The sequence below is a fragment of the Streptomyces sp. NPDC031379 genome (genome assembly GCF_055569615.1).
Genome location: NZ_JBVIIT010000030.1, coordinates 1 through 22,222 on the forward strand (window position 1 = coordinate 1; position 22,222 = coordinate 22,222).

The 22,222-nt window shown below is 74.3% G+C and carries 8 protein-coding genes and 1 pseudogene; all 9 read left to right on the top strand.

The genetic code is table 11. The features are described 5' to 3' along the window. Positions 1–44 precede the first annotated feature (44 nt). The 9 genes and pseudogenes from ACZ5CW_RS34495 (at position 45) to ACZ5CW_RS34535 (ending at position 22,068) form a co-directional block, all read left to right on the top strand. Positions 45–9,083, top strand: coding sequence for an SDR family NAD(P)-dependent oxidoreductase (locus tag ACZ5CW_RS34495; protein WP_468608497.1), 9,039 nt, complete (start codon positions 45–47; stop codon positions 9,081–9,083). A 97-nt stretch (positions 9,084–9,180) separates the two neighbouring features. After that, a pseudogene (locus tag ACZ5CW_RS34500) lies at positions 9,181–12,414 on the top strand (type I polyketide synthase); the annotation flags it as partial. Further along, a complete protein-coding gene (locus ACZ5CW_RS34505; protein WP_468608499.1) occupies positions 12,411–13,895 on the top strand; it encodes an FAD-dependent monooxygenase in 1,485 nt (494 codons plus the stop codon). The pseudogene ACZ5CW_RS34500 and the gene ACZ5CW_RS34505, both read left to right, overlap by 4 nt. Positions 13,896–14,181: 286 nt before the next feature. Then, positions 14,182–15,390 carry a cytochrome P450 gene (locus ACZ5CW_RS34510; protein ID WP_468608501.1) on the top strand — a complete coding sequence of 403 codons (1,209 nt, stop codon included), beginning with the start codon at positions 14,182–14,184 and terminating at the stop codon, positions 15,388–15,390. After that, on the top strand, positions 15,387–15,608 hold the full coding sequence (locus ACZ5CW_RS34515) for a ferredoxin (protein ID WP_468608503.1): 222 nt from the start codon (positions 15,387–15,389) through the stop codon (positions 15,606–15,608). The genes ACZ5CW_RS34510 and ACZ5CW_RS34515 overlap by 4 nt, the downstream gene beginning before the upstream one ends. Further along, on the top strand, positions 15,605–17,065 hold the full coding sequence (locus ACZ5CW_RS34520) for an MFS transporter (RefSeq protein WP_468608505.1): 1,461 nt from the start codon (positions 15,605–15,607) through the stop codon (positions 17,063–17,065). The genes ACZ5CW_RS34515 and ACZ5CW_RS34520 overlap by 4 nt, the downstream gene beginning before the upstream one ends. 202 nt (positions 17,066–17,267) lie before the next feature. Beyond that, on the top strand, positions 17,268–18,083 hold the full coding sequence (locus ACZ5CW_RS34525) for a hypothetical protein (RefSeq protein WP_468608507.1): 816 nt from the start codon (positions 17,268–17,270) through the stop codon (positions 18,081–18,083). A 26-nt stretch (positions 18,084–18,109) separates the two neighbouring features. After that, positions 18,110–21,280: a non-ribosomal peptide synthetase gene (locus tag ACZ5CW_RS34530; protein WP_468608509.1), complete on the top strand. Its 3,171-nt coding sequence runs from the start codon at positions 18,110–18,112 to the stop codon at positions 21,278–21,280. Next, entirely contained in the window at positions 21,277–22,068 is a 792-nt protein-coding gene (locus ACZ5CW_RS34535; protein ID WP_468608511.1) for an AfsR/SARP family transcriptional regulator, read from the top strand. Before ACZ5CW_RS34530 ends, ACZ5CW_RS34535 begins: the two co-directional genes overlap by 4 nt. The last annotated feature ends 154 nt before the right edge of the window (positions 22,069–22,222 follow it).

Consider the following 22,222-nt stretch of genomic DNA (forward strand, 5'->3'; position numbering starts at 1 on the left):
TGGCGGTCGCGGCGGCCCGTCGGGACCGGGGTGAGGCGGCCACGGTGTTCGCGGCGCTCGCCGCCCTGCACGCCCACGGCGTGGACGTGGACTGGCATCCGGCCTACGCCGGTCTGGTCGACGCGGACCGGCCCGTGCCCGTGGACCTGCCGACGTACCCCTTCGAGCACCAGCGCTACTGGGCGGACGGCACGGGTGCCACCGCCTCGGTCGCCTCGGCCGGGCTGGAGACGGTCGAGCACGCCGTGCTGTCGGCGGCCGTCGACCTCGCGGACGAGGACGGCCTGGTACTGACCGGCCGCTTCGCCCTCCGCGAGCAGGACTGGCTGGCCGACCACACCATCGTCGGCGCGGTCGTCGTACCCGGCACGGCCTTCGTGGAGCTGGCCGTCCGGGCCGCCGACCGCGTGGGCTGCGACGAGGTCGAGGAACTGGTCCTCGGATCCCCGCTGGTGATGTCGGACCAGGAGACCGTCGACCTGCAGATCGTGCTCGGTCGGCCCGACGGGTCCGGCCGGCGCACCATCGGCATCCACAGCCGCCCGGGCGGCACGGAGGGCCGGACCGCGCCGTGGACCCGGCACGCCACCGGTGTCCTCGCGCCCGGCGCCACCGTGCCCGGACCCGACCTGACGGCCTGGCCGCCGCCCGCGCCCGAACTGCCCGTCGCCGACGCCTACCAGCGGCTGGCCGCCCACGGTCTCGGCTACGGACCGGCGCTGCGCGGCATGACCCGCGCCTGGGGCAGCGGGGACGACCTGTGGGCGGAGGTGGAACTGCCGGCCGGCACCGCCGCCGCCGGGTACGGTGTGCACCCCGCGCTGCTGGACGCGGCGCTCCACCCCTTCGCGCTGCTCGCGGTCGAGGGCGCCGGAGCGGACACCGCTCCGGTCCGGGTGCCCTTCTCCTGGAACGGCGTCCGGCTGCACGCGTCCGGCGCGACCGCACTGCGGGTGCACCTCGCGCGTCGCGGCGAGGACATGGTGGCCCTCGAGGTCGCCGACGCTGCGGGCTCGCCGGTCGTGTCGGTCGCGTCCCTGGTGTTCCGGGCCATCGCGCCGGAGCAGCTGAGCGCCGCCGGCGCCCAGGGACACGACGCGCTGCTCACCACCACCTGGAGCCCCGTACCGGCCGGCCCGGCCGGCGCGCCGCACGTGGCGGTCATCGGCCCCGACGACCTCGGACTGACGGGCGTGGAGCGCCACCCGACGCCCGCGGCGCTGGCCGAGGCGGTCGCGGCCGGAGCCCGGCTGCCCGATGTCGTCCTGACGGCCGTCGGCCGCACGAGCCGCACGGACCGCACGGAGGACGGAGACACTTCCGCGGACGGCACGGCCGTACCCGCCGCCGTCCACGACACGGTCGCGCAGGTGCTGACGCTGCTCCAGGAATGGGTGGCCGACGAGCGGCTGGCCGGCTGCCGACTGGCCCTGGTGACCCGGGGCGCGGTCGCCCCCGAGGCCGGGCACGGCCCGGACGATCTGGTCGCCGCTCCGGTGTGGGGTCTGGTCCGTGCGGCGCAGGCCGAGCACCCGGGCCGGTTCCTGCTGCTGGACCTGGACGGCGATCCGGCCTCGGCGCGCGCCGCGCTGACCGCGCTCGCCGTCGACGAGACCCAGCTGTCCGTGCGGGAAGGCAGGCTGTTCGCGCCGCGGCTCGTCCGGGCACAGCTCGGCGGCCGGCTCGTGCCGCCGGCGGACGCACCGGCCTGGCGACTGGACGCCGTACCCAGGGGGTCACTGGCCAACCTGGCGCTGGTGCCCGTCCCGGTCCCGGCCGGGCCGCCCGGTGCCGGACGCGTCCGGGTCGCGGTCCGGGCGGCGACACTCGACAACCAGGACGTGCTGGCGGCCCTCGGCATGCTGCCCGGCGAGGTGCCGCTGGGCGCGGAGGGCGCCGGAACCGTGACCGAGGTCGGTCCCGGCGTCACCGGACTCGCCCCCGGCGACCGGGTGTTCGGCCTGTTCCCCGGCGCCGTCGCCTCCCTCGCGGAGACCGACCACCGGCTGCTCGCGCCGATACCCGCCCAGTGGTCGTACGCACAGGCCGCCACCCTGCCGCTGTCCTCCCTCGCCGCCGACCGGGCCCTGCGCGCGCTGGCCGCCGACCGGCCGGGACGCACGCTGCTGGTGCGCTCGGCGGACAGTGGCGCGGGTCCTGCGGTGGTGCGACTGGCCCGGCACCACGGCTGGGAGGTCCAGACGGTGGCCGCGGACTCCCCGCGGCTTCCCGACGGCCCGTTCGACGCGGTCCTCGACGCCGCCGAACTCCTGCCGTGGCCGGACCGGCACACCCCCGAGGAGGCCGTGGAGGCGTTCGCCGCACTGGCGCCGCTGTGGGCGCAGGGCGTGCTCGCCCCGCTGCCCGCCGCGGTGCGTGAGGTGGCCGGCGTCCGTGAGTCGCTGAGCCTGCTCAACGAGACCGGCCAGGCCCAGAAGGTCGTCCTGACCGTCCCGGCCGCACCCCGGCCGGACGGCACCGTGCTGATCACCGGCGGCACCGGCGGACTCGGTGCCCTGCTCGCCCGGCATCTGGTCGAGGAGCGCGGGGTACGGCGTCTGCTGCTGACCAGTCGGCGTGGTGCTGCGGCTCCGGGGGCGGAGGAGCTGGTCGCGGAGTTGCGGGAGTCGGGGGCGGAGGTGACGGTCGCGGCCTGTGACGTGGCGGACCGGGCGGCGCTGGCCGCTCTGCTGGAGACGGTTCCGGCCGGGCATCCGCTGACCGCCGTCGTGCACGCCGCGGGTGTCCTCGACGACGGAACCCTGGAGACGCTGACCCCGGAACGCTGCGCCGCCGTACTGGCCCCCAAGGCCGACGCCGCCTGGCACCTGGCCGAGCTGACCCACGACCTCGACCTGGCCTCCTTCACGCTGTTCTCCTCACTCGCCGGCGTCCTCGGCAACGCGGGCCAGGGCAACTACGCGGCGGCCAACGCCTTCCTCGACGCCCTCGCCGCCCGCCGCCGCGCCGAGGGACTCCCCGCGACCTCCCTCGCGTGGGGCCCCTGGGCCACCGACGGGATGGCCGGCGACCTCGCCGCGGCCGACCTCGGGCGGCTGACCCGGCTCGGCGCCGTACCGCTGACGACCGACGAGGGCCTCGCCCTGTTCGACGCGGCGGCCGCCCTGCCCGGAGCACTCGTGGCGGCCCGCCTGGCGCCGCCCCGGAACCCGGACGGCGAGGTGCCGCCCGTACTGCGCGGCCTGTTCCCGCGCCCGGCCCGCCGGGCCGCCCAGGCGGCGGCCGCACCCCGGTCCGCGCTCGCCGACCGGCTGGCCCGGCTGCCGGAGTCCGGCCGGGCACAGGCCCTGACCGACCTCGTCCGCGAGCATGTCGCGGACGTCCTCGGCCACTCCGGGCCCGCCACCGTCGACCCGGCCCGGCCCTTCAAGGAGTCCGGCTTCGACTCGCTCACCGCCGTCGAACTGCGCAACCGCCTCGACGCGGCGACCGGCCTGCGGCTGCCGGCCACCCTGGTCTTCGACCACCCCACCCCGGAGGCCGTCGCCGCCCTGCTGCTCGAACGGGTCGCGCCCTCCGGACCGCGGCCCGCCCTTCCCGGCACCGGCGGCACGGCGACCCCGGACGACGAGGACGCCATCGCCATCATCGCCATGAGCTGCCGTTACCCCGGCGGTGCGAACGACCCCGAGGCGCTGTGGCGGCTGGTCGCCGACGGCCGGGACGCGACCTCCGCCTTCCCGACCGACCGCGGCTGGCGCGTCGAGGACCTGTACGACGCGGACCCGGACGTCCTGGGCACCGCGTACACCCGGCGCGGCGGCTTCGTCGACCACGCCGACGCCTTCGACGCCGGCTTCTTCGGCATCTCGCCCCGTGAGGCGCTGGCCATGGACCCGCAGCAGCGGCTGCTGCTGGAAACCGCCTGGGAGGCCTTCGAACGGGCCGGCATCGATCCCGCCGCCGTGCGGGGCAGCGACACCGGCGTGATCCTCGGCGTCGTACCCGCCGAGTACGTCTCCCGCCCGCCCGGCACCCCGCACGACCTCGAGGGCTACCTGCTGACCGGCAACACCACCAGCGTCGCCGCCGGACGAGTGGCCTACACCTTCGGCCTGCAGGGCCCCGCCTTCACCGTCGACACCGCCTGCTCCTCGTCCCTCGTGGCGATCCACCTGGCCGCCCGCGCCCTGCGCAACGGCGAGTGCTCACTGGCCCTCACCGGAGGGGCCACGGTCATCGCCAGCCCCACGGTGTACGTCGAGTTCAGCCGCCAGCGCGCCCTCTCGCCGGACGGCCGCTGCCGGGCGTTCGCGGCGGGCGCGGACGGCACGGGTTTCGCCGAGGGTGCCGGGATGCTGCTGCTGGAGCGGCTGTCGGACGCGCGGCGCAACGGGCACCAGGTGCTGGCCGTGATCCGGGGCAGCGCCGTCAACCAGGACGGCGCCTCGAACGGTCTTACGGCGCCGAACGGTCCGGCCCAGCAGCGGGTGATCCGGCAGGCGCTGGCGGACGCCGGCTTGTCGGCGGCGGACGTGGACGTGATCGAGGCGCACGGCACCGGCACGACGCTGGGCGACCCGATCGAGGCCGAGGCGCTGATCGCGACGTACGGCCAGGAGCGCTCGGCGGACCGGCCGTTGTGGCTGGGGTCGTTGAAGTCGAACGTCGGGCACACCCAGGCCGCGGCGGGTGTCGGTGGTGTGATCAAGATGGTGGAGGCCATCCGGCACGCCGAGATGCCGCGCACCCTGCATGTGGACGAGCCGTCCCCGCACGTGGACTGGTCCGCGGGCACGGTCCGGCTGCTGACCGAGCCCCAGCAGTGGAAGGGCGACGACCCGCGCCGGGCCGGAGTTTCCTCCTTCGGAGTCAGCGGCACCAACGCCCACGTGATCCTCGAGCAGGCTCCGGACGACGAACGGCCCGCTCCCGCTCCGCAGGTGCCCCAGGGCACGCCGCTGCCCTGGGTGCTCTCCGCCCGGAGCGCCGGCGCCCTGCGGGAACAGGCCCGTCGACTGCTGGACCGGCTCACGGCGAACCCGGACGCCGATCCGGCCGCCCTCGCGGCGGCCCTCGTCACCACCCGGGCCGAGTTCGAGCACCGGGCCGTGATCGTCGGCTCCGACCGCGCCGAACTCGTCCAGGGCCTGACTGCGCTCGCCGACGACGCCCCCGCCCCCCATCTGGTCTCCGGCCTCGCGGAGAGCCGGATCGACCCGGTGTTCGTCTTTCCGGGGCAGGGGTCGCAGTGGGTGGGGATGGGCCGGGAGTTGCTGGCGAGTGAGCCGGTGTTCGCGGAGCGTCTTGCCGAGTGTGCGGTGGCGTTGGAGCCGTTCACGGGGTGGTCGGTGGTGGATGTGCTGCGGGGCGGGGCGGATGCGCCGTCGTTGGAGCGTGTCGATGTGGTGCAGCCGGTGCTGTTCGCGGTGATGGTGTCGTTGGCCGCGGTGTGGCAGGGGTTCGGTGTGCGTCCGGCGGCTGTGGTGGGGCATTCGCAGGGGGAGATCGCGGCCGCGTGTGTGGCGGGTGCGTTGAGTCTGGAGGACGCGGCGCGGGTCGTGGCGTTGCGCAGCAAGGCGATCACGGCACTGGCCGGACAGGGCGGCATGCTCTCCGTCGCGACCTCCGCCGAACGCGCTGCCGCCCTCATCGCCGACCGGCCCGGACAGCTCGCGCTCGCCGCCGTCAACGGTCCCACCGCCGTGGTCGTCTCCGGCGACGGAGAGGCCCTCGACGAACTGGCCGACCACCTCGCCCGCGAGGGGGTACGCACCCGCCGGATCCCCGTCGACTACGCCTCGCACTCGGCCCACGTCGAAGCCATCGAGGAGGAGCTGGGCACCCTGCTGGCCGGACTCGAACCCCGCTCCGCCGAGGCCGAGTTCTGGTCGACGACGACAGCCGGACGGCTCGCCGACACCACGGTCCTGGACGGCGCGTACTGGTACCGCAACCTGCGCCGGACGGTGCGCTTCCACGAGGTCGTCGCGGCGCTGGCCGAGCAGGGCCACCGGCTGTTCGTGGAGAGCAGCCCCCACCCCGTGCTCGCGGCGGCGGTCCAGGAGACACTGGACACCGCCGCACCCGGCGTCGCCGGGGCGCTCGGCACGCTGCGGCGCGACGACGGCGGCCGCAGGCGGCTGCTGCTGTCACTGGCCGAGGCATACGTCCAGGGGGCCCCGGTCGCCTGGCGCGGACTGCTCGCCGGGACACCCGCCGATCCGGCCGCGCTGCCCACCTACCCCTTCCAGCGGGAGCGGTACTGGCTCGAGCCGGCCGGGCCGCAGCGCCCCGCCTCCGCGGCCGGCCCGGAGGGCCACGGGCATCCGCTGCTCGACACCGCCGTCGTCCTGGCGGGCGACGCGGGTGTCCTGCTCACCGGGACGCTCTCGCTCGAGGCCCACCCGTGGCTGGCCGACCACGCCGTGGACGGTGTGGTCCTGCTGCCCGGCACCGCGTTCCTCGAAGTCGCCCTGCACGCCGGCCGGCAGACCGGCTGCGCCGAGGTCGAGGACCTCACCCTGGAGGCTCCGCTCGCCCTGCCCGCGACCGGCGAGACCCGGTTGCAGGTGCTGGTGGGCCCGGCCGACGCCGAGGGCCGCCGCCCGGTCACCGTGCACTCCCGCCCGGCGACCGACGGGCCGGGGCAGGAGGCGGACTGGACACGGCATGCCTCCGGCACCGTACGGCCCGCGACGGCGCCCGCCCCGTCGGCGGCACCGGCCGGCGCCCCCTGGCCGCCGGCGGGCGCGGCGCCGGTCGACGTCGACGCCTTCTACCCCCTGCTCGCCGAGCGCGGCTACGGCTACGGCCCGGGCTTCCAGGGGCTGCGCGCCGCCTGGCGACGGGACGGACACCTCTTCGCCGAGGTGCGGCTGCCCGGGGGCGACGGCTTCCCCCTGCACCCCGCGCTGCTCGACGCGGCCCTGCACGTGCTGGCCCTCGAGGCGGCCACCGAACCCGCCGACGACGGGATCCGCCTGCCCTTCGCGTGGAGCGGGGTCCGGCTGCACGCGACCGGAGCCACGGCGCTGCGCGTCGAGGTGACCCCGATCGGCCAGGACGCCGTGTCGCTGACGCTGAGCACCCCGGACGGCACCCCGCTCGCCACCGTGGACGAACTCACCGTCCGTCCGATCGGCGCCCGGCAGCTGGCCGCCCTGCGCACCGCCGGCCACCTGCCGCTGCACCACGTGGAATGGGCCGAACTGCCGCCCGCCCCGGCCTCGTCCGAGCCGTCCTGCGTGCTGCTGCACGCCGTGGAGGAGGAGCGCACCCCCACCGGCAACCCGGCCGTGGACCCGGAGCTGCTGGCCCTCGCCGCCCTGGCCGAGGCCGAGCGGGTGCCCGACCTCGTGCTGGTGCGGTCCACGGCCGCACCGGACGACGGCAGCCCCGAAGCGGTCCGGGACGCGCTCCACCGCGTACTGGAACTGGTCCAGACCTGGCTGGAGGACGAGCGCTTCGACGGCTCCCGGCTGGTCGTGTGCACCCGGAACGCGGCCGGCGCCGACCCCGGCACCCGGCTCACCGGCCTCGCCGACGCGGCCGTGTGGGGACTCGTCCGCTCCGCCCAGTCCGAACACCCCGACCGGCTGGCCCTCCTCGATCTGGACGAGGACGCCGACCGGCTCGCGCCCACCCATCCGGTGCTGTCCCGGCTGGCCGCCGGGGAACCGCAACTCGCCCTGCACGACGGCCGCGTCCTCGCCCCCCGGCTCACCCTCGCCGGACCGCCGCCCACCAGCACCGACCCGGCGGAGCACGCCGATCTGCCCGGCGCCGTCCGGCCGGCCGGCCTCGACCCGGCGGGCACGGTCCTGATCACCGGCGGCACCGGCACGCTCGGCGCCCTGGTCGCCCGGCACCTGGTCGCCGCACACGGCGTACGGCACCTGCTGCTCACCAGCCGGCGGGGCGAGGACGCCCCCGGAGCCGCCGAACTCGTCGCCGAACTGGCGGAGTCGGGCGCCGAGGCGACGGTCGCCGCCTGTGACGTGGGTGACCGGGCGGCGCTGGCGGACCTGCTCGCGGGCGTTCCCGCCGGGCATCCGCTGACCGCCGTCGTGCACACCGCGGGCGTCCTCGACGACGGCGTCGTCGGCTCGCTCACCCCGAGCCGGCTCGACACCGTACTGCGGGCCAAGGCCGACGCGGCGTGGCATCTGCACGAGCTGACCCAGGACCTGGACCTGACCGCGTTCGTGCTGTTCTCCTCCGTCGCCGGCACCCTGGGCAGCCCGGGCCAGGCCAACTACGCCGCCGCCAACGCCTACCTCGACGCCCTCGCCCGGCACCGCCGGGCCACGGACCGGCCGGCCCTGTCGCTGGCCTGGGGGCTGTGGGCCGAGTCCAGCGGCATGACCGGCCACCTCGACGGCGCTCACCTCGAACGGCTGCGGCGCGGCGGCGTCGTGCCGCTCACCGGCGACGACGGGCTCGCCCTGTTCGACGCCGGGCTGCGCTCGGGACGTCCCGCACTGGTCCCCGTCCGGCTGGACACCGCCGCGCTGCGGCAGGCGGCGGCCCAGGACACCCTGCCCGCCCTGCTCCGCGACCTGGTCCCCGCCCCCGGCCGCGACACCGCGAGCCCCGAGACGGAGGCCCCGGCCGTCGACCGGATCCTCGCCCTCCCGGCCGAGCAGCGCGACGAGGCACTCCTCGACCTGGTGCGGGCCACCGTGGCCGCGGTCCTCGGCCACGCCTCACCGGAGTCGGTGGATCCGCTCCAGGCGTTCAAGGAGATCGGCTTCGACTCGCTCACCGCGGTCCAGCTGCGCAACCGTCTCAACGCCGCGACCGGGCTGCGGCTGGCGGCGACCCTCGTCTTCGACCACCCCACGCCCGCGGCGCTCGCCGCCCACCTGGGGACCGAGCTGCTCCCGCCGGTCACCGCCCCGGCGGACGACCTGCTGGCCCGGCTGACCGAGCTGGAGGACGCGCTGCCCGACGAGGCGGCGGACGAGGAGACCAGACACCTGGTCACCGCCCGGCTGGAGGCGGTGCTCGCCCGCTGGCGCCGGCCCGCGGCCGGCGAGCCGGCCGAGCGGCTCCGGGAGGCGTCCACCGACGAGATCTTCGCCTTCATCGACAACGAACTCGGCCGACGCACCACCTGAGCGCCCACGGCACGGCTGCGGCCGCCCGCCGACGAGGCTGAGAAGAGGCTGAACCTACATGACAAACGAAGAGAAGCTCGTCGACTACCTCAAGTGGGTCACGGCCGACCTCCAGCGGACCCGCGAACGCCTCCAGGAGGTGGAGGCCGAACGGCTGGAGCCGATCGCCGTGGTCGGCATGGCGTGCCGCTTCCCCGGCGACGTCCGCGCCCCGGAGGACCTGTGGAAGCTGGTGGCCGCCGGCGCCGACGCCATCGGCGACCTGCCCGCCGACCGGGACTGGGATCCGGACCTGTACGACCCGGACCCCGACCGGGCCGGCCGCGTCACCACCCGGCAGGGCGGCTTCCTCCACGACGCCGCCGAGTTCGACGCCGAGTTCTTCGGCATGAGCCCGCGCGAGGCACTCGCCGTCGACCCGCAGCAGCGGCTGCTGCTGGAGACCTCCTGGGAGGCGGTGGAAGGCGCGGGCATCGTCCCCGGCACCCTCCGCGGCGAGCGCGTCGGGGTGTACGTCGGCGCGATGTACGGCGACTACGGCTCCCGGTTGCGCCAGGTACCGAGCGACCTCGAGGGCTTCATCGGCAGCGGCAGCGCGGGCAGCGTGGCCTCGGGCCGTATCGCCTACACCCTCGGGCTCGAGGGGCCGGCGGTGACCGTGGACACGGCCTGTTCCTCGTCCCTCGTGGCCGTCCACCTGGCCGCCCAGGCGCTGCGGCGCGGCGAGTGCTCCCTGGCCCTGTCCGGCGGGGTGACGGTGATGGCGACCCCTGGCGTCTTCGTGGAGTTCAGCCGCCAGCGCGGACTCGCCCCGGACGGTCGCTGCAAGGCGTTCGCGGCGGGCGCGGACGGCACGGGTTTCGCCGAGGGTGCCGGGATGCTGCTGCTGGAGCGGCTGTCGGACGCGCGGCGCAACGGGCACCAGGTGCTGGCCGTGATCCGGGGCAGCGCCGTCAACCAGGACGGCGCCTCGAACGGGTTGACGGCGCCGAACGGTCCGGCCCAGCAGCGGGTGATCCGGCAGGCGCTGGCGGACGCCGGCTTGTCGGCGGCGGACGTGGACGTGATCGAGGCGCACGGCACCGGCACCTCGCTCGGCGACCCGATCGAGGCCGAGGCGCTGATCGCGACCTACGGCCAGGAACGCCAGGCGGACCGGCCGTTGTGGCTGGGGTCGTTGAAGTCGAACATCGGGCACACCCAGGCCGCGGCCGGTGTCGGTGGTGTGATCAAGATGGTGGAGGCCATCCGGCACGCCGAGATGCCGCGCACCCTCCACGTGGACGAGCCCTCGCCGCACGTGGACTGGTCCGCGGGCACGGTCCGCTTGCTGACCGAGTCCCGGGAGTGGCCGTCGGCCGGTCCCCGCCGGGCGGCGGTGTCCTCCTTCGGCATCAGCGGCACCAACGCCCACCTGATCCTCGAGCAGGCCCCCGACGAGGACCGGCCCGCTGCCGTGGCGACGCCCGCCCCGCTGCTGCTGTCGGCGCGGTCGCCGGAGGCGCTGCGGGAACAGGCGGCCCGGCTGCACGCTCACCTGACGGCACGGCCCGAGATCGGGGCCGGGGACGCGGCGCACACCCTCGCCACCGCACGTACGACGTTCCCGCACCGGGCCGCCGTCCTGGGCACCGACCGCGACGAACTGCTCGCCGGGCTCGAAGCCCTGGCCGCGGGCCGGGAGACCCCGGGCGCGATCCGGGGGAGGGCCGTCACCAGGAACCGTACGGCGTTCCTCTTCACCGGGCAGGGCGCGCAGCGAGTCGGCATGGGACGGGAGTTGTACCGGTCCTTCCCGGTGTTCGCCGCTGCCCTGGACGAGCTGTGCGGGCATCTGGACCCGCTGCTGGGACGGCCGCTGCGGGACGTGATGTTCGACGGTCCGGCCGAGACGCTGGACCGCACGGCCTTCACCCAGCCCGCGCTGTTCGCCTACGAGGTGGCGCTGTTCCGGCTCGTCGAGTCCTATGGCGTACGTCCGGACGTGCTCATCGGGCACTCGGTGGGGGAGCTGGCGGCGGCCCACGTCGCCGGCGTGTTGTCGTCGGGCGATGCGTGCGCGCTCGTGGCGGCGCGCGGGCAGCTGATGGAGGCCGCCACATCGGGCGGAGCGATGCTCGCCGTGCGGGCCGCGCCCGAGGAGGTCGCCGCCTCGCTGCCGGAGGGCGACCGGGTGGCGATCGCCGCGGTGAACTCCCCGCGCTCCACGGTCGTCTCCGGGGACGCCGACGCCGTGGCCGTGACGGCCGCGTACTGGCGGGAACGCGGAGTCAAGGTACGCGCCCTGCAGGTCAGCCACGCCTTCCACTCCGCGCACATGGACCCGGCCCTCGACAAGTTCCGCGCAGTGGCCGCCGGCGTCGAGTTCCGTCCGCCGGCCCTGCCGGTCCTGTCCAACCTGACCGGTGAGGAGGCCACCGCCGAGCAGCTTTCGTCCCCGGACTACTGGACCCGGCACATCCGGGAGACCGTCCGCTTCGCCGACTGCGTCGGCGGCGCCCAGGCCCGCGCAGTGACCGCCTTCCTGGAGATCGGGCCCGACGCGGTGCTCGCCCCGCTGGCCGCCGAGTCCCTCACGGCCGAGGCGCTCACCGTGCCGGCCGTGCAGCGCGACCGGTCCGAGGCGCAGAGCCTGCTCGCGGCCGTGTGCCGGCTCCAGCTGCACGGGGTCGCGGTGGACCGGTCCGCGCTCGTCCCGCCGGCCGGCACGATCGAACTGCCGACGTATGCCTTCCAGCGTCGCCGGTACTGGCTGCGGGACACGGCCGGGGAGCCGGGCGAGCGGCTCGACGACTGGTTCTGGACGGCCGTGGCGAACGACGACAGCGGGGCGCTCGCCGACACCCTCGGCCTCACGCCCGACCAGGTGGCCGGCGCCCAGGAGCTGCTGGCCGCCGCGCGGCGGTGGCGGGAGGACAGGCTGCGGGCGGCCGCCGCTCCCGACGACCCACTGCCGGCGGGGGGCACCCGGGCGGCCGTCGCCGACGGTCTGCCGTCCGGCCCCGAGGCGCTGGCCGAACAGCTGGCGGATCACGACCGGGCCGGTCGGGAGCGTGTGCTGCTGGCCATGGTCCGCACCATGGCGGCCGACGTACTCGCGCTGCCCGGTCCGGACGCCCTCGATGAGGAGGTCGACTTCCTCGACGTCGGGTTCTCCTCGCTGACCGCGGTGGAGCTGCGCAACCGCCTGTGCGCCGTGACCGGGCTGCCGCTGCCGCCCAGCGTCATCTACGACCTGCCCACCCCGCTCGCCGTGGCCGCCTACCTGGACGAGGAGCTGGGCGAGCGGGAAGCGACGGGCGTTGCGAGCCTGGAGGAGGTGACGGCGTGAACGACACCGTGGTGATCGCCGGCGGCGGACCCGCCGGCCTGATGCTGGCCTGTGAACTCGGGCTGGCCGGGGTACCCGCCGTGGTACTGGAGGAGCGGCCGGTCCGTGAGCGGTCGTCCGGTGGCATGCTGCTGCACGCCCGCTCGGTCGACGCGCTGCGCAGGCGCGGCCTCGCGGACCGCTTCCGCGACGCCGGCACGCCCGTGTGGCCGCGCACGCACTTCGCCTTCCTCTGGCTCGACCTGACCGAACTCGGTGAGACCGACTACGACCTGATCGTCCCCCAGTGGCGTACCGAGGAACTGCTGGAGCAGCGCGCCGTCGAGCTGGGCGCGCGCATCCTGCGCGGTCACCGGGTGACCGGGCTGCGGCAGGACGACGACGGGGTCGAGGTCCGGGTCGGCTCCGCCGCGGGCGAACAGGTGTTGCGCTGCGCCTATCTGGTGGGATGCGACGGCCCGCACAGCACCGTGGCGGCGCTGGGCGGCTTCGGTTTCCAGGTGCTGGCGCCGTCGTACTACGGTGTGATCGCCGACGTGGCGGTCTCCGGCGACGCCCAGGAGCACTTCCGGGCCGGCGTCCATCCGGAGGGCCAGTTCGGCGTGCTGCCCATGAACCCGCGCGACCCGTCCGAAGTGCGGCTGATGACGGTCGAGTTCGACCGTGAACCGCCCGCCGCCGACGTGCCGGTGACGGCCGAGGAGATGCGGGCGGCGATCCGGCGGATCACCGGCGCGGACGCCGAGTTCGCCGAGCCGCGCTGGATGACGCGGTACGGCAGCCCCACGCGGCTGGCCACCTCCTACCGGGAGGGACGGCTGCTGCTCGCCGGCGACGCCGCCCACCCGCACCCGCCGTCCTCCGGCAACGGTCTGAACACGGCGCTGCACGACAGCGTGAACCTGGGGTGGAAGCTCGCGGCGACACTCCGCGGCTGGGCGCCGCCAGGGCTGCTCGACACGTACCACGCCGAGCGGCATCCCGTCGGCCGCCGGGCCTGCATGCGCGCGCTCGCCCAGGTGCCGCTCCAGCATCCGCCGACACGGGCGGAGCCGCTGCGCGAGCTGTTCGCCGAGCTGATCGAGTACCCGGAGGTCAACCGGCACCTGGTGCAGGCCGTCACCCGGGTCCGCTACCCCATCGCCTACCCCGGCCTGCCCGCCAAGGAGCACCCGTTGCTCGGGGACACGCTGCCCGACGCGACCCTGCGCACGGCGGACGGCGAGGTGGAAGCGGCAGGGCTGCTGGCCGACGGGCGCGGTCTGTTGCTGTCCCTCGGCCCGGAGGAGGCACCCGACCTCACCGGCTGGTCGGACCGCGTGAACGTGGTGCGTGCGGCCGGGACCGAGTCCCTGGACGCCCGGTGGCTGCTCGTCCGGCCGGACGGCCATGTCGCCTGGGCCGACACCGGCGAGGCCGACCGGGACGGCCTGCTGGCCGCGGTGACGACCTGGTTCGGACCGGCCCGGCCGGCGGGCTGACCGGGCGGCGGGGGCCGGGCCGCGCCTGCCCGGGGCAGGCTCCGCCCCCGCGCACGACTCGACCGGGTGCCTGGCCGAAAGGCGACCCGGCCGACAGGCCGGGGCCGTCGGCACGCCCGGCCGCCTGCGTGGGCGAGGCCACTTAGTCCTGCCTTAAGGACGTCATTAGATGCCGCCTCCATCCTGGCTGAAGATGCACCGTGTACGGCCGATTGCCGTCCACGGCTCTGACGTCGGAGGGAGTTGGCGGATGAACCAGACGACGGCGCAACATCAGGGGTGCCCCGTGGGACCGGGCACCACGGAGGAGCGGATCCGGAGGTGGAGCACCTACCAGCCGTGGCTCCAGGCGGACCCGGTCGGAGCGTGGCACGAGATCCGGGAACACGGACCGGTGCTGCGCTCCGAGGAGTTCGGCGGTTACTGGATCCTCACCCGGTACGCCGACATCGAGTGGGCGGCCCGCAATCCGGATCTCTTCTCCAGCGCCGACATCGGTATACCCAACCGCCAGATTTACAAGGACAAACTCATCCCCATCCAGCTGGACGGGGAGGACCACCGCAAATGGCGCCAGGCGCTCTCCGCCCTGTTCAACCCCGCCGTGGTCAATCACATCACCCCGCAGATCCGCGAGGCGGCCGTGGACGCCATCGAACCCATAGCCGCCCGCGGCTCCTGTGAGTTCGTCGAGGACTTCGCGGTCCGGCTGCCCGCCGAGACCTTCCTGATCAACTTCGGCATCGACCGCTCCCACTTGCCCGAACTCCTCGACCACAAGAACTGGTTGCGCCGCGAGGGCTTGCCGAACGCCCGCAACGACGAGGAACTCCACGCGGCGGGGCGGCCGTTGTGGGAATTCTTCAGCGCCGCCGTCGACGCGCGCCGGGCCGCGGGCATCGAGGGCCGCCGGGATGTCATCAGCTCGCTGCTGCGCGCCGAGCACGAGGGCCGGCCGCTCACCCAGGACGAGATCGTCAACATCATTCTGATGACCATGTTCGCCAGCCTGGACACTTCCAACTCGTTGCTCAGCATGGTCTTCCGGCACCTCGCCGAGCACCCCGAGGCCCAGCGCACGATCATCGAGGAGCCGCACCGGATTCCGGCCATGGCCGAGGAACTGATCCGCCGCGAGGCGATGGTCTCCACCGCGCGCGTGGTCACCCGGGACGTCGAACTGCACGACGTCAAGCTCCGCGAGGGCGACCGGGTGATGATGTCGTGGGGCATGGCGGGCCTCGACCCCGACGTCTTCGAGCGCGCGGACGAGGTCGACTTCGACCGTGAGTCGGTGCGCCACCTCGCCTTCGGCATCGGCCCGCACCGCTGCCTGGGCATGCACCTGGCTCGCCGGATCATCAAGGTCGCGCTGGAGGAGTGGCACGCCAGGATCCCGGAGTACCACCTCACTCCCGGCACCGAGCCGGTCTCCCGTTACTCGCCGATCCGCGGCCTGGACCGGCTGGACCTCACGGTGGGGGTGGCCCGATGAGCGAGCGGATCGGTATCCGGGTCGACTCCGAGGTCTGTCAGGGATACGCCCTGTGCCATGCCATGGCACCCGAGGTCTACGAGATCGACGAGGACACGGGCTTCAACGGCATGGGGGAGTTCGAGGTGCCCGAGCGGCTGCGCGGCCCGGCCGCGCGCGGTGCGGCGGCCTGCCCCGAACGTGCCATCCGGCTGCTGCTCGAGGGGGCGGAGCGATGACCGACTCCTCGCTGCGGGCCAAGAGCGCCGGCGGGGACACGGCCGCGACTCCGGTTCCGTACCCCGGTGTCACCCTCGCCGTGATCATCAGCTGCCAGCTGATGATCGTCGTCGCGACGACGGTGGTGAACATCGCTCTGCCCGGCATCCGGGAGAGCCTCGGCTTCTCGCCGACCGACCTGTCCTGGGTCGTCAACGCCTACATGCTGACCTTCGGCGGTCTGCTGCTGCTCGGCGGCCGCTGCGGTGACCTGCTCGGCCGCCGGGCGGTCTTCATGACCGGTATCGCGATCTTCACGGCCTGCTCGCTGCTGGCCGCGCTCGCGCCGACCGCACCGGTGCTGCTGGCGGCCCTGGTGGGCCAGGGTCTCGGTGCCGCGCTCGCCGAGCCGACCTCGCTGGCGATGCTGGCCACCACCTTCGCCGAGGGACCCCAGCGCAACCGCGCGCTCGGCGCCTTCTCCACCGTGGCCGGGGCGGGCACCGCCGTCGGGATGATCCTGGGCGGGCTGCTCTCCCTCGCGTCCTGGCGCTGGACCCTCTTCCTCAACGTGCCGATCGGTATCGCCGTCCTGCTGGTCACCCCGCGCTTCGTCGCGGAGACCGAGCGCCGGCCCGGCCGGTTCGACCTGGGGGGCGCGCTGACGTCGACGGCGGGCATGGCGGCGCTGGTGAACACCTTCATCCAGGCGCAGAGCCACGGCTGGACCGACGAGGCCACCCTGCTCTCCGGCGCGGCGGCCGTCCTGCTGCTGGTGATCTTCATCGCGGTCGAAGTCCGGGCCGAGCAACCGGTGGTACCCCTGCGCCTGCTGGCCCGGCGCGAGCGCGCGGCGGCGTACCTGGACACCCTGCTGGTCGGCGCCACCGTCTCCGGACTGTTCTTCTTCCTCACGCAGTTCCTGCAGACGGTGCTGGGCTACAGCGGACTGCGGGCCGGCTTCGGCTTCCTGCCCCTGGCCGTGCTGATGGTGGTCTCCGCGGTCGCCGCACCGCGCCTGCTGGCCCGGCTGGGCGCCCGGCCGCTGCTGGTCGTCGGCGCGGCCGTGCTCGGCGCCGGGACGTTCTGGTTCTCCCGCATCACCGAGGGGACCGGCTACGCGACCGGGCTCGCCGTTCCGCTGGTGCTGGTCGGTCTCGGTCTCGGTCTGACCGTGATGCCGCTCAACTCCATCATCCTGTCCGGGGTGACCCGCGGGGAGGCCGGCGCCGCCTCCGGGCTCCAGCAGGCCATGCTGCGGGTGGGTGCCTCCCTGGGCCTGGCGGTGCTCGTCACGGCCGGCGGAAGCGCCGGTGCCCGTCACCGGCCTCCGGCGCCCGGCGCGGGTCACGGGGCGCTCGTCCACAGCATTGAGACGGGATTCACGGTCGCGACAGGTTTCGTTCTCTGTGCACTGGTTCTCGGTCTGGTCGCATTTCGGAACGGAACGGTCCGCCCGGCTCGAATCGGAAAGTGAACGATCGTTCAGGAATCGAATTCGACTGTTACGGCAGAGTGCGCGAGTGTTAACTTGCCGCTGCAGCGCACGCAATAACGGGGAATTCATCAGGGTCGGATTTTCGTTCCCGCTTTACTGGAATTTGTCATTCCGCATGCCATCTTGCGGATGGGCCGACAGTAAAGAATTCCCCAAATTCATCTCTAGAATTCGGAATGGAATGATGACTGTCAACGGGTGGAATGTTCTGAGCGGTGACGGGAAGGCCGCGTCAGCGCTGGCCTCCGACTTCCCGGCGACCGGCCGCACCGTGGCCGGTTTCGGTGACCTGGTCCGCACACTGGAAGGCGGCGCGCCCACTATGTGGGAAACCGCGCCGCCCCGGGCCGGCCGGGAGGCCGGAATGTCCGGAGAGGACTATCTGCGGCACTGGCAGGCGGGCGCCGAATCCGCCGGACCGGTCCGCACGGTGCTCGGCTTCTGCGTGGGCAGCGTGTTCGCCGCCGGCCTGGCCGCCGAGATCGGCCGCCTGCAGGGCGAGGCACCGCGGCTCGTCCTGTTCGACCCCGAACGACCCGACGTCGACCTGCTGCACCGTCACTACCACGAACTCATCGGCGGCCTGGCCCCGATGCTCTCCCCCGACGAGATCGACGAGGCACGCCAGGCCGGCCAGGAGACCCGGCGGGCGCACACGGCCATGCGCCCGCTGGCCGAGGACCTGTGCGAGCTGTTCCGCAAGTACGGCGAGCCCGCCTTCCGGCGCACCGGCCTGGACGCGGAGCGCGGCGCCGAAGTGGTCGCCACGTTCGCCTCCTTCCTCGGCTACCTCGTCGCCGCCTCCGACCTCGACCCCCGCGAGGCCTGGGCGGACGCGGTCGCCATCAGCTCCGCCACACCGCACAGCGGACTCAACCCCCTCCCCGTGCAGGAGCGCTCGGCGCTGGTGGCCCGCGAGATCGCCTTCGACCTCCCCCACACGGAGCTGCTCCGCGACACCGGCGTCGCGCGAACGGTCTCCCAGCTTCTCGCGTGACAGCGTTCACGAAGGAAGGAAAAGCAATGCAAGCGTTGGGATCCGGGGCATCCACCGAGGGCCGCGACCTGGAGAGATCAGAGGGCGCCGGTCGTAAGGAGGAAGCGCTCTGGCTGTTGGAGCAACTGGCCCCGCGCAGCGCGGCCAACAACCTGTCCGTCGCCTTCCGGGTGGACGGCAGGCTCCAGGAGTCCCCGTTGCGGGAGGCCCTCACCCTCCTGCTGCGCAGACACGAGGCGCTGCGCACCGTCTACCGGGCCGCCGGGGCCCACCTCACCCGATCCGTCCTCGACCCCGAGGCCGTGCGCCTCGTGCCGAGCGTGCTCACCACCCGCCCGGAGAGTCTCGACGCCGATCTGCAGGCCTTCGTCGCCGAGCGCTTCCCCCTGGACGGCAGCCTGCTGCTGCGCGCCGCCGTTTTACGAGGTGCCGACGGCGACGTGTTCTGCCTCGCCGTCCACCACCTGGTGTTCGACACCCTGTCGGGCGTCCCCTTCCTGACCGAACTGGCCGAGGCCTACAGCGCGCTGACGGGCCCGGGAGTGCCACCGCCCGCCCTGCTGGAGCCGGTGCCGGCCCTCGTCGAGCCCGAGCCCACCGAGGAGAGCCTGGAGTTCTGGCGGGGGCAGCTCGCCGGCTACGACCTCGGCGCCCTCGACCTGTGGTGCGGGGTCCCCGATGTCGCCGAGCCGACGCTGGTCGGGGACCGGGTGCTCCACGACCTCTCGGAAGAGGCCAGGACGGCCGTGAAGCGGCTCCAGCGGGAGGTCCGGGCGCCCGAGACGGTCGTCCTGCTCGCTGCCTACCAGCTGCTGCTGGCCGCACACGGCGCGGGACCCGACCTGGCGGTCGGCTCACCCGTGGACGTACGGCCGCGTGAGGCGACCCACGCCATCGGCTACCACGTGAACGTGCTGCCCCTGCGCGCCCGCGTGACGCCCGAACAGACCGTCCGTACCTTCGTGCGCGCCACCCGCGAAGTCTTCTTCGAGGCCCTGGCGCACGCCGACGTCCCGGTCGACCACCTGACCCCGCTGGTGCCGCGCGGCGGCTCCAGCTGGCGGAACATGCTGTTCCGGCACCTGTTCAACTACGTGCCCGGCAGCGTCCTGCCCCGGTTCAGCATCGGCGGGCTGGCGGCCGAGCCACTGGTGGTGGAGAACGGCTTCAGCAAGTTCGACCTGGAGTTCTTCGTGGTCTCCGGACCGGACCGGCTGCGCGTCCGGGCGGTGTACTGCACCGAACTGCTGACCCGCCAGGACGTCGAACTGCTCCTGGAGCGGTACGAGGCGCTGCTGGTCCAGCTCGCCGAGGACGTCGAGCGACCGGTCGGCGCGCTGCGGGTGTGGGGCGAGCAGGACCACGCGGTGATCGAGACCACCAACCGGACCCAGGCGGAGGTGGGTTCGGAATCGGTCCTCACGGCGTTCACGACAGGTCTGCTGGCTCGACCGGACGCCCCGGCCGTGCACACGGCGGACGGCGTCACCAGCTACCGGCAGCTGTGGCACGCGGCCCACTCGGTGCGGGAGCGGCTGACCGAGGCCGGCGTACGCACCGGCGACGTGGTCGCCGTCGCCGCCCGGCGCGGTCCCGAGCTTGCCGCGGCCGTTCTCGGGAGCTGGCTGGCGGGGGCCGCCTATCTGCCCCTCGACCCCGAGCACCCCGAGCAGCGGATCGCCTACCAGCTCGCCGATTCCGGCGCCCGTGCCGTCGTCGCCGGGCCGGGCGTGCGCCTGCCCGGCGTGGGCGAGCGGACGGTGCTGACCCTGGCACCGGCCGGTGATGCGCCGGCCCGGCCGCTGCCCGCCGGACCCGTGGCGGCCGACCCGGCCGCGCCCGCGTACCTGATCTACACGTCGGGCTCGACCGGCCGTCCCAAGGGCACCGTCGTCGGCCACCGGGCACTGGCCAACCTCGTCGCGCACTTCGGTTCCGAGCTGGACGCCGGCCCGGACACCACCGCGGTGTGGCTGACCACCTTCTCCTTCGACATCTCCGGCCTGGAGCTGTACGTCCCGCTCGCGCACGGCGGCAGCGTCGTGGCGGCCCCGGACGAGGCCCGCACCGACGGCGGCGTCCTGCGCGAGCTGATCGAGCGGCACGACACGGACGTCGTCCAGGCCACCCCCACCACCTGGCGGCTCGTGCTCGACGCGGCCGGCTCCGCACTGCGCGGCCGGCGCGTCCTGTGCGGCGGCGAGGCGGCGCCCCAGCCGCTGGTGGAGCGGCTGCTGGCCACCGGCTGCACCCTGCACCACGTCTACGGCCCCACCGAGACGACCATCTGGTCGACCTCGGCGATCCTGAGACCCGGCGACCCCGAACCGGCCGGGATCGGCCGGCCCATCGCCAACACCCGGGTCATGGTGCTCGCCCCGGACGGCACCGAACTGCCGATCGGGGTGCGCGGGGAGCTGTGCATCGGCGGTGACGGCGTCGCCCACGGCTACCACGGGCGACCCGAGCTGACCGCCGAACGGTTCGTGGACGACCCCGGGCGGGGCCGCTACTACCGGACCGGAGATCTCGCCCGCTGGCGGGCCGACGGCACCCTCGAACTGCTGGGGCGGGCCGACCGCCAGATCAAGCTGCGCGGCAACCGGATCGAGCCGGGTGAGATCGAGGCGGTGCTCCTCGCCCACCCGTCGGTGCGGGGCGCGGCCGTGGCGCTGGTCGGCGACACCGACTCCGAGGCGGCCCTGACCGCCTTCGTCGAACCGTCCGGCGTCGACCCCACGGGTGGGACGGAGGACCTGGTGGAGCGGCTCTGGGAACATGCCCGGACCGAACTGCCGCGCGCCCTGGTCCCGCAGGACTTCCTCGTCCTGGACGCCCTGCCCACCACCCTCAACGACAAGGTGGACTACCCGGCGCTGGTCGAACTGGCCCGCCTGCGCCGGGCCGAGGCCGCACCCCAGGACCCGGCGCGGGAGACCGGGGACACGCTGGTCGGGGACCTCGTCGGCCTGTGGCAGCGCGTGCTCGACCGCCAGGACATCACCGCGGACACCAACTTCTTCTCCCACGGCGGCCATTCGCTGCTCGGAGCGCTGCTGGTGCAGGAGGCGGAGGCGCTCGTCGGCGTGCGGGTGGCGCTGTCCGAACTGTTCGAGCATCCGACACCGTCACGGCTCGCCGGGCATCTGCGCGCGGCCGGTGGGGACCAGATCGAGACAAGGCGGGAGAGCGTATGAGGTACCAGGTACTGGGGCCGCTCCAGGTCATCGACCACGGCGTCGCCCGCCAGATCAGCGCACCCAAGATGGAGAACGTCCTCGCGACCCTGCTGGTGCGTGGCAACCAGGTCGTCTCGGTACCGCAGCTCACGCTGGAGATCTGGGGCGAGAACCCGCCCCGGCGGGCCACCTCGGCGATCCATGTCTACATATCCCAGCTGCGCAAGCTGCTGGCCGGAGCCGCCCCGGACGAGTCCCCGCGCCCGGCCGGCCCGATCATCACCTCGACGTCCGGGTACCTGCTCCAGGTGCAGCCGGACGACCTGGACTGCTGGGTCTTCCAGCGGCTGGTGCAGCGCGGGCGCGCCGAACTCAGCGCCCGTCGCTTCACGGCGGCCAGCGCGACCCTGTCCGGCGCGCTCGACCTGTGGCGCGGTCCGGCGTTCGGCCAGCTCGGCAACGGGCCGATCGTCACCGGGTTCACCGACTGGCTGGAAGAGCTGCGCCTGGAGTGCGTGGAGCGGCAGATCGAGGCCGAACTGGCCCTCGGTCACCACCGTGAGCTGGTGGGCCGGCTCTACCGGCTGATCTCGGAGCACCCGCTGCACGAGGTCTTCTACGCACAGCTGATGCGGGCGCTGTTCGCCTCGGACCGGCGTGCCGACGCCCTTGCCGTGTACGCGCACGCCGCGGACGTGCTGCGCAGTGAACTGGGCCTGGAACCGGGCCTGCGACTGCGCGAGCTGCAACGGGTCGTGCTGATCGCGGACGGCCGCGAGCGCGTGGCGCTGGCGCCGGCGGTCTGACGGAAACGGGAAGTCGGCCCCGGGGGGGGGGGGGGGGGGGGGGGGGGGGGGGGGGGGGGGGGGGGGGTGGAGGGGAGGGGGGGGGGGGGGGAGGTGGGATTGTGGCTTGTGTCCCCCCTCTCTATCCCACCCCCCCACTTCTCCCGGGACGCAG

What these genes read in the sequence shown, in the direction of transcription:
- ACZ5CW_RS34515 (WP_468608503.1), top strand. Translation starts at nt 15,387, where the DNA reads ATGAGCGAGCGGATCGGTATCCGGGTCGACTCCGAGGTCTGTCAGGGA.
- ACZ5CW_RS34520 (WP_468608505.1), top strand. Translation starts at nt 15,605, where the DNA reads ATGACCGACTCCTCGCTGCGGGCCAAGAGCGCCGGCGGGGACACGGCC.
- ACZ5CW_RS34525 (WP_468608507.1), top strand. Translation starts at nt 17,268, where the DNA reads ATGATGACTGTCAACGGGTGGAATGTTCTGAGCGGTGACGGGAAGGCC.
- ACZ5CW_RS34530 (WP_468608509.1), top strand. Translation starts at nt 18,110, where the DNA reads ATGCAAGCGTTGGGATCCGGGGCATCCACCGAGGGCCGCGACCTGGAG.
- ACZ5CW_RS34535 (WP_468608511.1), top strand. Translation starts at nt 21,277, where the DNA reads ATGAGGTACCAGGTACTGGGGCCGCTCCAGGTCATCGACCACGGCGTC.